The organism is Planktothricoides raciborskii GIHE-MW2 (assembly GCF_040564635.1).
Lineage (GTDB): Bacteria > Cyanobacteriota > Cyanobacteriia > Cyanobacteriales > Laspinemataceae > Planktothricoides > Planktothricoides raciborskii.
In genome coordinates this window covers 4,240,470-4,254,239 of the sequence record NZ_CP159837.1, presented here as the reverse complement: position 1 = coordinate 4,254,239, position 13,770 = coordinate 4,240,470, and the positions used below count along the sequence as shown (strand labels likewise).

The 13,770-nt window shown below is 47.7% G+C and carries 8 protein-coding genes; 4 read left to right on the top strand and 4 right to left on the bottom strand.

The window, feature by feature from the left end:
* Positions 1 to 254 precede the first annotated feature (254 nt).
* On the bottom strand, positions 255 to 2,324 hold the full coding sequence (locus ABWT76_RS18165) for a hypothetical protein (protein WP_054469832.1): 2,070 nt from the start codon (positions 2,322 to 2,324) through the stop codon (positions 255 to 257).
* 325 nt (positions 2,325 to 2,649) lie between these two features.
* Between ABWT76_RS18165 and ABWT76_RS18160 the strand changes: the two genes are divergently transcribed.
* Positions 2,650 to 3,933 carry a succinate--CoA ligase subunit beta gene (locus ABWT76_RS18160; protein WP_054469833.1) on the top strand — a complete coding sequence of 428 codons (1,284 nt, stop codon included), beginning with the start codon at positions 2,650 to 2,652 and terminating at the stop codon, positions 3,931 to 3,933.
* A 45-nt stretch (positions 3,934 to 3,978) separates the two neighbouring features.
* Entirely contained in the window at positions 3,979 to 4,179 is a 201-nt protein-coding gene (locus ABWT76_RS18155) for a hypothetical protein (protein ID WP_354634731.1), read from the top strand.
* Here ABWT76_RS18155 and ABWT76_RS18150 read toward each other — a convergent pair.
* A complete protein-coding gene (locus ABWT76_RS18150; protein WP_354634730.1) occupies positions 4,156 to 4,911 on the bottom strand; it encodes a GNAT family protein in 756 nt (251 codons plus the stop codon). The two genes, ABWT76_RS18155 and ABWT76_RS18150, sit on opposite strands and share 24 nt — an antisense overlap.
* A 95-nt stretch (positions 4,912 to 5,006) precedes the next feature.
* Positions 5,007 to 5,828, bottom strand: a complete 822-nt coding sequence (locus ABWT76_RS18145; RefSeq protein WP_354634729.1) for a sulfotransferase — start codon at positions 5,826 to 5,828, stop codon at positions 5,007 to 5,009.
* A gap of 686 nt (positions 5,829 to 6,514) precedes the next feature.
* Between ABWT76_RS18145 and ABWT76_RS18140 the strand changes: the two genes are divergently transcribed.
* Entirely contained in the window at positions 6,515 to 6,709 is a 195-nt protein-coding gene (locus ABWT76_RS18140; protein ID WP_054469838.1) for a DUF2283 domain-containing protein, read from the top strand.
* A 403-nt stretch (positions 6,710 to 7,112) separates the two neighbouring features.
* Here ABWT76_RS18140 and ABWT76_RS18135 read toward each other — a convergent pair whose 3' ends face one another.
* Entirely contained in the window at positions 7,113 to 12,182 is a 5,070-nt protein-coding gene (locus ABWT76_RS18135; protein WP_354634728.1) for a putative Ig domain-containing protein, read from the bottom strand.
* Between the two features lie 575 nt (positions 12,183 to 12,757).
* Between ABWT76_RS18135 and ABWT76_RS18130 the strand changes: the two genes are divergently transcribed.
* A complete protein-coding gene (locus ABWT76_RS18130) occupies positions 12,758 to 13,687 on the top strand; it encodes a succinate--CoA ligase subunit alpha (protein WP_054468759.1) in 930 nt (309 codons plus the stop codon).
* Positions 13,688 to 13,770: the final 83 nt, after the last annotated feature.

The following is a 13,770-nucleotide window of genomic DNA, read 5'->3' as shown; positions in this document are numbered from 1 at the left end:
TTCCCGCGAATGCGGGAATCCATAAGTAGTGTAGGGTGGGCAAATTCCATGATGATTCGCCATAAATTATTTTTGGGATTCGTTTGCCCACTCTACGCATAAGCATAATGTAGGGTGGGCAAATTCCATCGTGATTCGCCATAAATTATCTTTGGGATTAGTTTGCCCACCCTACGGATCATAATGTCGGTTGGGCTTCCATCGTGATTCGCCATAAATTATCTTTGGGATTAGTTTGCCCACCCTACGGATAACTAATTTTTCGGATGACGCCCAATTAATCCACCGTAGGAGTCATAAAGGACTAGGGGAATTTTGGCGTTATCACTAATAGTTTGTAAGGCAACTTTTAAAGTATCCAAATGTTTGTCGATACCAACTAAAGCTTTATTATCGCCTTTTTGGTCAGCAAGTAAAGCAGTTCGTTTGACATGACGAATGTAGGCAGGAGTCAGCCAAACATTAATCACATCTTCGGTAACGGTGTATTCGCAGACTAGGGGATTGCCGTTGCAGAGTTTTTTCAGATCGTTTTGAGTTTTTTGTAAAATTGTGGCTTTTTTGAGATTAACTGCCGCTTCGTTGCGAGCATTGGTGTAACTGGTGGCTAAGGATTGTGCTTTGGCAGAGTAGAAAGTGTTGTCAGGAATTTGACGCGCTAATGTGAGTGCATCAGTCCAGCTATTGAGAGCATTAGACCATTGTTTTTGTTCGCTTAGTTGCTGGGCTTGTTCCGCAGTTGCGATCGCCATATCGTAAGTCTCTTGAGAGATTTGTTCTTGAACTTCCTGTTCGCGAGCCTTGGTCAGTTGTTTACGATATTCCGCTACTGAATCTTGTAACTGAACATAAGCCGTTGTAGAAGGGGGAATTTTGGGGATTAAGTTGACAATTTCTTCCCATAAGTCATAAATTCCTTGCCAACTTTCTAAACCACTGGCGACTCCTTGCCGAGTGTAGGCTAGGTCGGCTTTTTCCCGGATTTCTTGCAGGGTTTTAGCCGCATATTCTTCTTGCTGGACTCGTGCGGCGATCGCCTGCAAATTGGCTTCATACTCAGATAATTTGTTTTGGGCAAAAGAATAAACTTCTGACTGGGGGGGAATTTTTTCCAGTAGGGTGATCGCCTTTGACCAGGAAGCTTCAATCTCTCGCCAACGCTCTAAAGGCAACGGCGCATTTTGGGCTTTTTTCCACGCCGCAGCGCCAATTTCCAAGGCGTTCATTACTTGGTCAATTTGAGTCGCTTCGATTTCATAATTATTCACCATTCGCCTTGCTGCCAAATATTTGCCAGACCAGACGGGAATTTGTTCCAGTTGCTCAGTGGCTAAATTGAATTTCTTTTGCACCTGGGCAAAATTTTGGGCATATTTGGCAGAGGCCAAAATTTTCTGGGCGGAGTCAATCTCTTGTTGGGCTTGAGCAAGGGTTGTACATTTCCCCAGCACACAAGGACGAGTAAAAGCGTACAGACCCACGGAACATAAGGCTATAGACAAAAACAAGTAGGCCGAAACCTGTCCCCACCATGAGGGTAGTTCTTTGAATTTTATGGTCTGCCTATCAACATCTTTTGACAAGTTCAACTCATTAAACAAACCAGAAGGAAACTCTTCAAGTTCTTGGAGATTTCGCAATTCACCCTTTTCTGTGGCTTCCGCCTCTGAGCTTAAAGCCAAACGATTCTCGTTGCTCAGTACCAGATCCGAAGACTCAGATGCCTCCGAGGGGGAGGTTTCTATGGCCTCCCTAGGATTTTCATGATCTTCGATCAGTTTTTCCAGCCACGCAAAAGCGGTCAACGGGTTGACATCATTGGCCTCCGTTTTCACGGATCCCAAAGGTTGGGGCAGTTTAAAGGCATGATAGGCATAGGGCTGGACTTGACCCAAGACTCGCAAATAAAGACGCAGTTCTCCCGCTAGTTCTGGAGACAAGCTTAAAATGGCTTGATGAATGGCTTTAAAGGTTTGTTGCAGGTCAGGTCTGAACTCGGCTTTATGTTGGGCTAACACCAATAAATCGGCGTTCTTAATGGCACACCGTACTTGAATCGGACAATTTTCTAAAGCCACTGCGGTCTTGGGGTCTTCCCAAGTAGAGAAGCCAGTGCGATCTTGGGGTCTCTCCAAGTAGAGAAGCCACTGCGGTCTTGGGGTCTCCCCAAGTGAAGAAGCCACTGCGGTCTTGGGGTCTCCCCAAGTAGAGCAAGTGGCGCCAAGTGGCGTCAACTGGCGCCAAGTGGCGTACAATTGAGCATCTAGGCATTGCTGCAACTGCTTTTCTAGGGAGCGTAAGGACCGCTTGGGTGTTGTATTCATAAGGCTTCAGATGTACTGATAAAATTATTTTTGACAGGTTTGTGGACGGTTGACGGTTGTTTTCCCATTATGCATCCGCGTCCCGGTTTTTTCTTCCTGGATGCAAAGACGGGTGACGTTGACGCGATCGCGCAACGAAATCCCATATCAAATGTTAGCGACTCCGATCGGAGCTTACGGCAGAGCTTATACTTCCACCGAGATGAACAGGCCATTACCATTGGCCTTTGGGTCACAAGTAAGAGACACTACATATTGAGATTGATTTTAAACGGTATGCTGCTGCCAATTGTCAGGAGCGGAATAGTTTCTAGAGGAATTTGTTATGGATCTGTTGGAGTACCAAGCGAAGGAATTATTTAGAGAAATGGGCATTCCGGTCTTGCCCTCCCAAAGAATTGACCATCCCAAAGACCTTAAAGGATTAAAAATTCCTTACCCGGTGGTGCTCAAGTCCCAAGTCCGAGCGACTGGACGTGGCAAGGCGGGTGGGATTAATTTTGTGGAAAATACCATTGATGCGGTGGCCGCTGCACAAACTATCTTTAATTTACCGATTATGGGTGAGTATCCCGAAGTGCTGTTGGCTGAGGCTAAATATGATACGGATAAAGAATTGTATCTGGCGGTGGTGCTGGATCAAACTGTCCGTAGGCCGGTGTTGTTGGGTTCTCAGCAAGGGGGAACCAGTACCGAGTCGGCGATGGAGAAAATGCAGCAGGTGGTCGTGGCAGACGAGTTTTCCCCATTTTACGCTCGCCGCTTGGTGCTGAAAATGGGCTTGTCGGGAATTCTGGTGAAGTCCGTCAGTGCCATTGTGGAGAAGATGTATCGTCTCTTTGTGGCCAAGGATTTGGATCTGGTGGAAATTAACCCGTTGGGAATTAGCCGCAGTGGGGAGGTGATGGCTTTGGATGGCAAGGTCAGTGCTAATGATGAGGCGATTTGCCGCCATGAGGATTTAGCCAAGTTGTCTCAGAAAATTAGTTGCCGGGTGAATGGTGAATTGTCTTTAGATACTTCGCCGGATTTGAATTTTGTCACCCTGGATGGGAATATTGGCATCCTCTGTAATGGTGTGGGGTTGACGATGGCCACTTTGGATCTTATCCACCTTTATGGAGGCAAGTTGGCCAATTTTGTCAATTTGGGCGGAGATGCCAGGATGGATTTTAATCGCGATTCCCTTCGGGATAGCTTCGCTTCACGCCTCTGTGAACGCTTGGAACAAGGGTTAAATCTGATTGGCAAAGACCCCAGTGTGAAGGTGATCTTGGTGAATTTAATCGGTTCGGCGATTGATTGTGAGTTGGCCGCTGAGGTGATTAGTGCTTATGTGCAAGGGATTCCTCGCAGTGCGATCGCCCCCTTCGTCCAGGCGGAGCCAGAAGTCCTGGCACTCACTCAAGAAAGTAGTCCCAAGGCATCGGCTGAGGCAGACGCCGATACGGACAATTCTCTAGACTTTTTAACCGGGAAACCTAAACTGATTGTTCGTTTGGTGGGAAATCGCTTTGCTGAAGCCAAAAAGACTTTATCGGCCATTAAGGTTCCCTTGATGGACAATTTAGATGAAGCGATTAAAAAAACTGTGGCCATTGTGCAATAAGTTGGCTGGGGTTAGGCTGGGATGGGGGTCAAGATGCGGATTGGAATGCTCATCAGGAGAAAAACCGGGTTTCTCTCTACGCTCTTCGCTTTTGTTGCCACAATTGTCGCAGAAACCCGGTTTCTTATTTCTGGAAGGGAGCGATCGCAGCCTCATGCTGCCCTGACTACGAACGAGCGATCGCCGCCTTTGTATGTTTTCTCTAGTCCCCGAAGGCGACGTTTAACCCGTGGATCGACCCGTTAATGGATCGGATATCCGACCGATCGCTCCTGATTTCACAAACAATGGCGGTTGTTGAACATGGGATAAATTAGGGATTTTTGACTCATCAGGAGGAGGAAGAGGTGCCGTCAAAGGTTGAGTAATATCTCGCCCGACTAATCGTTTAGATAAACTAGCAATTCGAGGATTTTGCCGCATTTGAGTTTCATTCATCCCATAAATGTGCATATCCACATATTGTTGGCTGACTGGATCGTATAGATGTTCTTTCATAATCCCCTCAAGTTCAAATCCCCCGGCTGTCAAAGCTGCATGGGCTGGATGATTATAACCGTAGCTATAGGCATAAAATCGATGCAAATGATACGCATTAAAAATTAAATCACCCATTAATAAGCACGCTTCAACCCCTAATGAAATAGAACGATATTTTTTGTCAAAAATCCCAACTAACAATTCAGCTTTTTGATGTAATGGGCTATAATCGGTGGCAGCGATAATCCCGATCGCCCCATGTATTTTATGGATGATTAAGCATTCCAGATAACCAGTTTCAGCGGGATTCGATCGCGATCGCTGAATTAATTTTTGCCGGACTTGTTCCACTGTTTCTGCGCGATCGTTCAAACGAAACAGCCGCATAAATTCATACTGTGAATACATTTTTTCAAACAGCAACGGCGCATCATCCGGGCAGGTTCGGACTAAAGTTAAGGAGCGACCTTGGTGTAGAATCAATCGATTAACAGTCATTTTTTCTGGCCAAATAGGTGAGAGTAAATAATGTAAATAATACCAATTTAAAATAAACTTGTGTAGGGACACGGCATTGCCGTGTCCTTAATTACCTACAATCGACCGGGATAAAAAAGTTGATAATACCAGGGAAAATTTTGTTGAATCGTGATTTCAAACCGCTTGGGGAGAGTATAATAAACTAAAGGTTGTTGAGAATTATAAGGTTCTTCCACATATTTACCGGCAGATTCCGCATAATTCGGAACTGACCCACTAACTTGGGTTAAATCTGGTGAAATTGGCGACAAGTTTAACCATTTTAGCAATTCTGTTAGCACTTCCTCTGGGTCGCTAACTAAATGCTCATACACTACATAAAACATTCGTCGTTGTAAGCTGTCTTCCAAATCTTGCAGTTGTTCTAAAGATTTGAGCAATGAACCGATCGCCCCTTGGGGAGCAAACAATTTTTGTGCCCGTTCTGCCCTGGACAGGTTAGCCAATTGTTCGGGAAAATCTAACAACAGGGTTTTTTGATGTTGATTTTCGATCGCCGCACAAATTTGTCCCAGTTCTCGGACGCAGACCACCATGCGGCAGTTGGGGTCAAGCAAGTGAATTAACTCTAAATGTTGTAACCACTGGGGATGAATATCAATAATCCAAGGTTGAGCAATTTGCCCATACCACCCATTAATAAATCCTTGCATTCCTAAGAGCGATCGCTCCATTGTGGGGTTCAAGTCTTGCTGAAGATGGCTTGCTACTTGGGGGTTGGTGGTGATAAACGAGCGGAAGTTGACCAGAAGATCGCATAGAGGCGATCGCAAATTATCGCTATAAATATCGGGATGTTGTGCCAAAAGCTGACTTAAAAATCCTAAGCCAGAACAAGGCAGTCCAGTCAGATACAGAAAATGGCGATCGAGCATAGAAACCGGGTTTCTTAATTAAATCTTGGTTATACAACCCAAAGTTAACACAGTTTTCCAAATTTGGTAGGGTGCGTTAGGCTGGTAATTAATTTTGGGGGAAAATAATTGGTTCTGATGCCAGCCGTAACGCACCATAAACAGTTTTCCAAATTTGGTAGGGTGCGTTAGGCTGGTAATTAATTTTGGGGGAAAATAATTGGTTCTGATGCCAGCCGTAACGCACCATAAACAGTTTTCCAAATTTGGTAGGGTGCGTTAGGCTGGTAATTAATTTTGGGGGAAAATAATTGGTTCTTATGCCAGCCGTAACGCACCATAAACAGTTTTCCAAATTTGGTAGGGTGCGTTAGGCTGGTAATTAATTTTTTGGGAAAATAATTGGTTCTGATGCCAGCCGTAACGCACCATAAACAGTTTTCCAAATTTGGTAGGGTGCGTTAGGCTGGTAATTAATTTTGGGGGAAAATAATTGGTTCTTATGCCAGCCGTAACGCACCATAAACAGTTTTCCAAATTTGGTAGGGTGCGTTAGGCTGGTAATTAATTTTTTGGGAAAATAATTGGTTCTGATGCCAGCCGTAACGCACCATAAACAGTGGATTGATAACGGTTGAGCGATGCCAAGAGAGACTTTAGCTCATTTATCCTCGTCATTACTCTTTATCCGGGGAGGAGAACTCGATATGAACAAGATTCAGTATAGTCAAGATGTAGATGTTTTATTGATTTCACTGTCTGATGAGGCGATCGCCTATGCAGAAGAAGAAGGAGATACTATCCTACATTATTCTGAAAATAATAAGCTGGTTTTAATAGAAATTTTAGATTTTCGGCGGTCAATGTCGGACAAAGCAATTCAAGAACTGTTAGCTTCTTAACCCAAACCCTTGAAAGGATGCGAGAAACCGGGTTTCTGAAGAAAAACTTGGCCATCTTGGCAATATCTTAATAGAAACCCGGTTTCTGTTCTCGTTATCATTTAACATCCGCTGCCAATTTATTCACCCATCAGTCAACCCATCCGCTGCCAATCCATCCGCTGCCAATCCATCCGCTGCCACCATCCGCTGCCAATCCATCCGCTGCCAATCCATCCGCTGCCAATCAGCTACATAAAAATGGTGCGTCTAGGCTCGCATGAAAGTTAATATTTTTTCTCCAAATTATTGGCGAGCCTAACACACCCTACCATTCTTAGAAACCGGGTTTCTGAGCCCCCCTTTCCAAGGGGGGTTGGGGGGATTCTCTTCTCGCCCCCCTTTCCAAGGGGGGTTGGGGGGATTACCCGAAACTAAAATAACCCTCTCCTAAACTCAAAGACGAAACATCCCGAACCAATCCAACCAGGTCACTTAACTCCCCATCTAGCCGATAAATCGCCGTTCCCGGAGGCAGTCCCGTGGGAGACGCGGCAAGCTGATAGTCAGCAGCAGAACCGGGCAACTGAATGATATCTTCAGCGGCATCAAAATTAGAAATAGCCGTATAGTCTTTCTCATTCTCAAGATTGAGAGTGAAAGTATCCACTATTCCCGGTTCACCCGTGAGTCGGTCATACTCAACAGTCCCTGGGCGACCTTCTTTGAAGCCGTACATCATATAGTGCTCGTAGCCACTATCGAACGCACCACCCTCGACCGCTGCGGCCACATCAGCATTTTCGGCCAGATAGTCGCCATTGCTAAATTCCTCGCTTGGGTCGCGACCCTCGAACATTCCATAACGGACAAAATGTTCTAAGGCATTGTGGAATAGACCGTTAGTGACAGCCTCAGCCACATCGAGATTTTTGGCCAGATAGTCTTCTGGGTCAAAGGTTTCGGCAACGACATCAAATTGGGATAGTACAGTTTCCCCTTGGGACAATCCCTCCGTCATCAGATATTCCAGGACGTTGGCATAAGTGCCATTAGCCACCCCTGCGGCAGCATCGGAGTTTTGGGACAAATAGAAAGTCTCGAAGTCCGCCAACTTGTCGCTGGGGAAGCGATCTTCTTTATATCCGTATTCCAGGAAATGTTGCAAAGCATTGGGAAATGCACCGTCGGCAACCGCTGCTGCTACGTCGGGGTTGTCGAATAAATAGGTTTCGCCGAAGAAGTAACTCGGAGTCCGGCCTTCTTTAGCGCCGTATAAGCCGAAATGCTCTAAGGCAGTGGCAAAAGAACCGTTTTCTACTGCCGCTGCCACATCGGGGTTTTTGGTTAGGTAGTAGTCCGAGTCAAAGAATAAGGAGGAGAAACTCTGGTTTTCCGTGAGGACGGAAGTGTTAATGGTAGCAGCATCAACTTGCGCCGTTAAAGCTTCTCCGGTATTTTCGGCGACCACTTCGTCAAAGGATTTTGTGCCACTGAAGGCGGCGGTTAGGTCTTCGGTGACACTGGTTTGGGCGACTTTTTGCGCTTGGAAGATGTCCTCGGCACTGGTGGCGGTGAGGATTTGCGCGTTGCTGGCAGCGATAACTTGGGAAAGCTGGCCCACATTACTACTGACTTCTTGAATCTTGGCGACATCGGCTGCATCTAGCCCTGTTAAATCTACCTCGTTTAGGACATTCTTTAACAGGGTTTCGACTTGATTGGCATCGCTCAGATTTAAAGGCCCCTCTTGAAGTGCCGCAGCTAAACCGATAATCAGAGAATTCTCTACCCCATCTAGTCTGGAGTCAATGGCTTCAGCCGATGCACTGAGTTGAGTTAGGGTGGTTTGCACCGCCACTTGTGCTGCCAACACCTGCAACCCTTCACTAGAACCGGCTTGGGCGGCTGCAATGGGGTCAAATGTAGATAAATCGACAGAACTGGGTAATCCCAGGGATGCTTTCACCTGAGCTTGCGCTGCTTCTGGGGTAAGTCCCGTATCGACTAAACTGGCGACTAGGGTGGTCAGAGGCGTAACCACGGTAGAACCGGGAACAGCTTTGAGGATGCCGCTAAAGGAGTCTCCCGTGATGGCATCGGTTCCGCCGATGACCACATACTGGCCTTCTTCTGGGTCTAAAACACCATTGCCATTGGTGTCGAACTCACCCGGAATATTTAAGGTAAAGTTCCCAGCCGCATCAGTGGTTGCACTCGGTTCGTTGGGGTCTTGAGAGCCATTACCATTGGCATCGAAGAAAGCCGTACCGCCTGCGATGGGGCCGTCTTGGGCTTTGGCTTGAACGGTTTGGGGTGTGCCCGCTTTCTGTTGTGTTGCTGCTATCTGAGTCGTTGCAGCAAACATTGCATCCGTATTTAGGTCTGTCCCCGTCACCTGCTGGGTCTTGGTGGCTGCATGGGAGGCTGAGTTCCCTGAGAACGTTGTATCGTTACTGATATTAAGGATGGGGGGGAGTTCATTGGATGCGGGTAAACCTTGGCCATTAATTTTCTTTTGAGCATCAATGGTGGCTTGGGTGAGGGCAAATATAGCTCCGCCAAAACCTTGTCCATCATCAGTGGTCTTTTGGTCATCACTGCCATATCCACCGGCTGCAAGGTTATTAGTCAAGCTAGAACCATTGTTAATGTTTAAGATGCCACTGCGGATAAAGATGGCTCCTCCCATTCCAGCACCGCCGCCACTGAAGAAGCCGAAGCCGCCGCCGAAGCCGCCGCCGCCGAAGCCGCCGAAGCCGAAGCCGCCAAGGCCGGCGCCTCTGCCGCCGGTGCCGCCGCTGCCGCCGAAGCCGCCGTTGCCGCCGCTGGCGTCGAAGCCGCCGGTGCCGCCGCTGCCGCCGAAGCCGCCGCTGCCGCCGCTGCCGCCGTAGCCGGGTTCGTTGCCTTTGCCGGCGGCCTCACGCTCGCCGCCGTTGCCACCGTTGCCACCGTTGCCGCCGAAGCCGCCGGTGCCACCGTTGCCGCCGAAGCCGTCGCCGCCGTTTTTGGTACCGGTGCCACCGTTGCCGCCGGTGCCACCGTTGCCGCCGAAGCCGCCGTTGCCGCCGATGCCGCCGGTGCCGCCGCCTCTGCCGCCGATGCCGCCTCTGCCGCCGTTGCCGCCGATGCCGCCGTCGCCGCCGATGCCGCCGTTGCTGCCATTGCTGCCATTGTTAGCTGCTATCTTCTGCAACCCAATACCACCACCAAACTGCTCGTTGCCCCCTGTGCCATCACCACCTCTAGCTTCATTCCCCTCAAACTTCACCCCATCAACCGTGACATTGCCATCATAAATAAACAGTGCCCCTCCCATCCCCGCACCACCACCGGAGTTATAGCCATCGCCTCCCTTAGCGACTCCGTTTTTCAGGGTGAGGTTCTTAAAACTCACATTCCCTGATTTGACAAAGAAAATCGGACGGTCATCTTTATCCGGGATGCCATTATTATTTCTATCCCCATTGATGGTATATCCTTGCCCATCAATAGTCATATCGCTATTAATCAAACTCCACATCCGAATCACATCGTCGCCAAAATTCAGACGCACATCCGTATTGAGTTTGATGGTATCGGCTCCGGCTTTCTCGTTAGCAGTTTTAATCGCCCAACTCAGAGTTCCTTCGGTATCTCCCTTGCCGTTATCTAAAGCGTTGGTGACGGCAATGTAATCCTCCGGTAATGTAGAAGGTAGCTTAAATGGCTCTGTTGTAGAATTTGCCGGTCCTGTAGGTGTAGGAGTTGGTGTGGGAGTTGGTGTGGGAGTTGGTGTGGGAGTTGGTGTGGGAGTTGGTGTGGGAGTTGGTGTGGGAGTTGGTGTAGGAGTTGGTGTGGGTGTGGGAGTTGGCACTGCCGCTTGAACACTCACTCCAAACGAATCGCTAACGCTTTTCCCGCTGCTGTCTGTGGCTGTAACTTGGATTGTAAGTTGACCAGAATCGCTATTAGTCGGAGTGCCGCTGAATTGCCCCGTTACACTATCGAAACTTAACCAACTGGGTAAAGGCGAATTGGCTAAAGGCGAATTAGCCCATATTGCACTATAAGTTAAGGTATCCCCCGCATCAGGATCGCTAAAATTCCCAGAAACATCCAGACTGAGACTTTTTCCAGTCTCCAGACTTTGGTCGGCAATTTCACTAGCAACCACTGGCGCTTGATTGGTCTGGGTGGGAACAGCTTTCGTAATCTCCAGAGTGTAGCCTGTAGTGGCGTCCGGTGTATTCCCCACGGTGGGGTCGTCTACCTGTACTGTTACGCTGTAGCTGCTTTGGCTGGCAAAGTCCAGACTTGTCCCCGCTTTCAGATATAAACCAGAATCAACGATTTCAAATAAACTTGCATCGGCACCAGTTAAACTCAGGTTATTCGTGCCTTGTCCATCATCGGTAATGGCAATATCAGCAACTTTAATGGCGTTGGTGGTATCCGCGTCTTCTGCCAAGGTGGTGGTACTGTTACTCAGAGCAACCCCCGTGGGTGCTTGGTTTTCCACTTCATCCGTCACAGTCACGCTAATGGCTTGGGCTGCGGTTCCCCCCTTGCCATCATTGGCAGTTACTTGCACCTGATAGATATTATCGGTATTGGTGTCTGTGGGCGTTTCATAATCAGGAGCGCTAGTAAAGGTCAGCGCACCATTGCTGCTGTTGATACTAAACTTGCTTTGGTCATCGCCTCCAGTCAGAGAATAAGTCAGAGTATCGTTATCTGTATCAGTAGCGACTACAGTCAGGACTGCGGTGGTGTTTTCCACGATACTGGCTGTGTTACTGGAAGTAATGGTCGGAACTGCGTTGCTTTCTCCCGTGGCGCCAAAAAAGGCTAAACCCACATTGTCCGGATAGTTATAGTTACTTGTGGCGTTGACAGTGATACTATTCAGGGTTTTGGTGGCATCTGCGGCAAATCTAACTCCAAAAATTGCCACGCTGTCTTGGGATAAATAGCTGCCATTATTTCCGCCCAAGTCAAGACCGCTGGCTAGATAATAAAGGTCTTTGCTTTCGGTAATAGGCTGGTGAGTGCCATCAGAAGCTTTCTCCTGCCAATCGGGAACGGTGACAGTGTTGCTGGTTGAACTGCTGCCATCACTATAGTAAAAGGTGACGCTGACATCCATCGGTGCGTGTCCGTTGGGACTGAGGGCTAGGTGGATGTAGTTATACTGTCCGCTGGTGACACTAAACTCAAAAGTTTGGGTTGGTGCCGCAGTGCTAAAGCTGTTAATTAAGTAGCCATTCGTACCATCATTATCGTTGCTGTAGCTGAGTTGAATCTCAGGATGGTAGCCGTTCGCGGCAAAGATGCCATTGTCGGGTAGTCCATTGCCATTGGTTGCATCTTTGCTACTGGCAAAGGTCTGGGTAACGAAGTCGGAACCCATGTAGTCGATTCCATCTTGGGTGGTATCGGTGCCGTTGGTGCCTTGGTTGACAATTAAATCTTTGTCAAGTAGCGAACTTACGTCAAATTTGGTTGCGGCCATTGTGTTTGTTGATTCCTCTTTGAGATCGGGATTGTAAGTAGAGGCAGCCCGGTTTAGACAATATAGAGAATATATAGAGAGCGAGAAAGGGAACGCGCGACTTTTGATGCTTACTCAATTTTATTCTGGTTTTTAAGCGGCGCCAGGAGTTTGAGGGAAATAGTTAGTAAAACTTAATCAAGGTTCGGTAATTTCGGTAATGATACCAAGCCCGAAAAATCATTGCGACACATCAACCAGCATCGATCCCCCCAACCCCCCTTCTCAAGGGGGGCTTAAGCTGGAGTTTGTTGCATAATTTATTGAAATTGGTATTAAAAGGAGGAGGAAGGGGAGGGTGGGGAGAAGGTTATTCAGCAGTGGATGATTCACCAACATCTACTTACATCCGCTAACATAAGGCTTTGATGGATGCGCCAGCATCTTGCATTTGTTAATGTTTTAGGACTTACGCAACGAATCTATATATGGCGTATTGGTGCGTTACGCTTCGCGCTTCACACCCTACAGATAGCGTTCATGCGTAAGTTCTGTGTTTGTTAGCAGTTTGTTAGCAAGAAGGTATCGGTAACGGCATGAATTTTAAGGCAGATAGCAAAGTTTTAATCCAGGGGATTACAGAATCTTTGGGAAAAGTTCACAGTCAATTGATGAAAGCTTATGGCACTCAGGTAGTTGGCGGTGTTAGTGCGGGCTATGGTGGGCAGCAGATTAATGGTCTGCCAGTGTTTGATATGGTCGAACAAGCTTTGCTGGAAGTCGGCCCCGTGGACACCACCGTGATTTTTGTCTCCCCTTATCAGGTGCTGGATGCGGCTTTAGAGGCGATCGCTTCGGGAATTAAGCAAATTATTATCATTACTGAAGGGGTTCCCCCTTTGGATATGGTGCATTTGGTTAGAAAAGCGGAAGCGTCGGAAACTTTGGTGGTTGGCCCGAATACTCCTGGGGTAATTGTGCCAGGAAAAGTCCTCCTGGGTACTCATCCCCAAGAGTTTTATACTCCGGGCAAAATCGGCTTGATTAGTCGCAGTGGGACTTTGACTTATGAAATTGCTAATGAGTTAACTAAGGCGGGTTTGGGTCAGTCCATTGGGGTGGGCATTGGTAGTGATGCGATTATTGGGTCAAGTTTCGCCCAATGGCTGCAAATTTTGGATGAGGATGATGATACTGAGGCGATCGTTTTGGTGGGTGAAATTGGCAGTGGAGGCGAAGAAGCTGCCGCTGCTTATATTGAGGAGGCGATCGATAAGCCGGTGATTGCTTATTTGGCAGGTACTTATGCCCCGAAGGGAAAACGTCTCGGTCATGCGGGGGATTTGATTGCTGCCCAGTTGTCTGTAGGCAACCCGGATAAGGTTAGACCAATTGGGGCTGACCCGGAAACCGCCCAGAGAAAACTCTCTGCCTTTAAAGCGGCAAAAATTCCGGTGGCGGAACGTCCCTCAGATATTCCTAGCTTGGTCAAAAAAGTCCTGAAGCCTGCGAGTAAGAAAAAGTAAATTTTTTTGGTTATTTGTTATTGGTTAGTGGTTAGTCGTGATTCTTGGCCATATTTTCAAATAACAAATAACCAAGAGCCAAG

What these genes read in the sequence shown, in the direction of transcription:
- ABWT76_RS18165 (WP_054469832.1), bottom strand. Translation starts at nt 2,324, where the DNA reads ATGAATACAACACCCAAGCGGTCCTTACGCTCCCTAGAAAAGCAGTTG.
- ABWT76_RS18160 (WP_054469833.1), top strand. Translation starts at nt 2,650, where the DNA reads ATGGATCTGTTGGAGTACCAAGCGAAGGAATTATTTAGAGAAATGGGC.
- ABWT76_RS18155 (WP_354634731.1), top strand. Translation starts at nt 3,979, where the DNA reads ATGCTCATCAGGAGAAAAACCGGGTTTCTCTCTACGCTCTTCGCTTTT.
- ABWT76_RS18150 (WP_354634730.1), bottom strand. Translation starts at nt 4,911, where the DNA reads ATGACTGTTAATCGATTGATTCTACACCAAGGTCGCTCCTTAACTTTA.
- ABWT76_RS18145 (WP_354634729.1), bottom strand. Translation starts at nt 5,828, where the DNA reads ATGCTCGATCGCCATTTTCTGTATCTGACTGGACTGCCTTGTTCTGGC.
- ABWT76_RS18140 (WP_054469838.1), top strand. Translation starts at nt 6,515, where the DNA reads ATGAACAAGATTCAGTATAGTCAAGATGTAGATGTTTTATTGATTTCA.
- ABWT76_RS18135 (WP_354634728.1), bottom strand. Translation starts at nt 12,182, where the DNA reads ATGGCCGCAACCAAATTTGACGTAAGTTCGCTACTTGACAAAGATTTA.
- ABWT76_RS18130 (WP_054468759.1), top strand. Translation starts at nt 12,758, where the DNA reads ATGAATTTTAAGGCAGATAGCAAAGTTTTAATCCAGGGGATTACAGAA.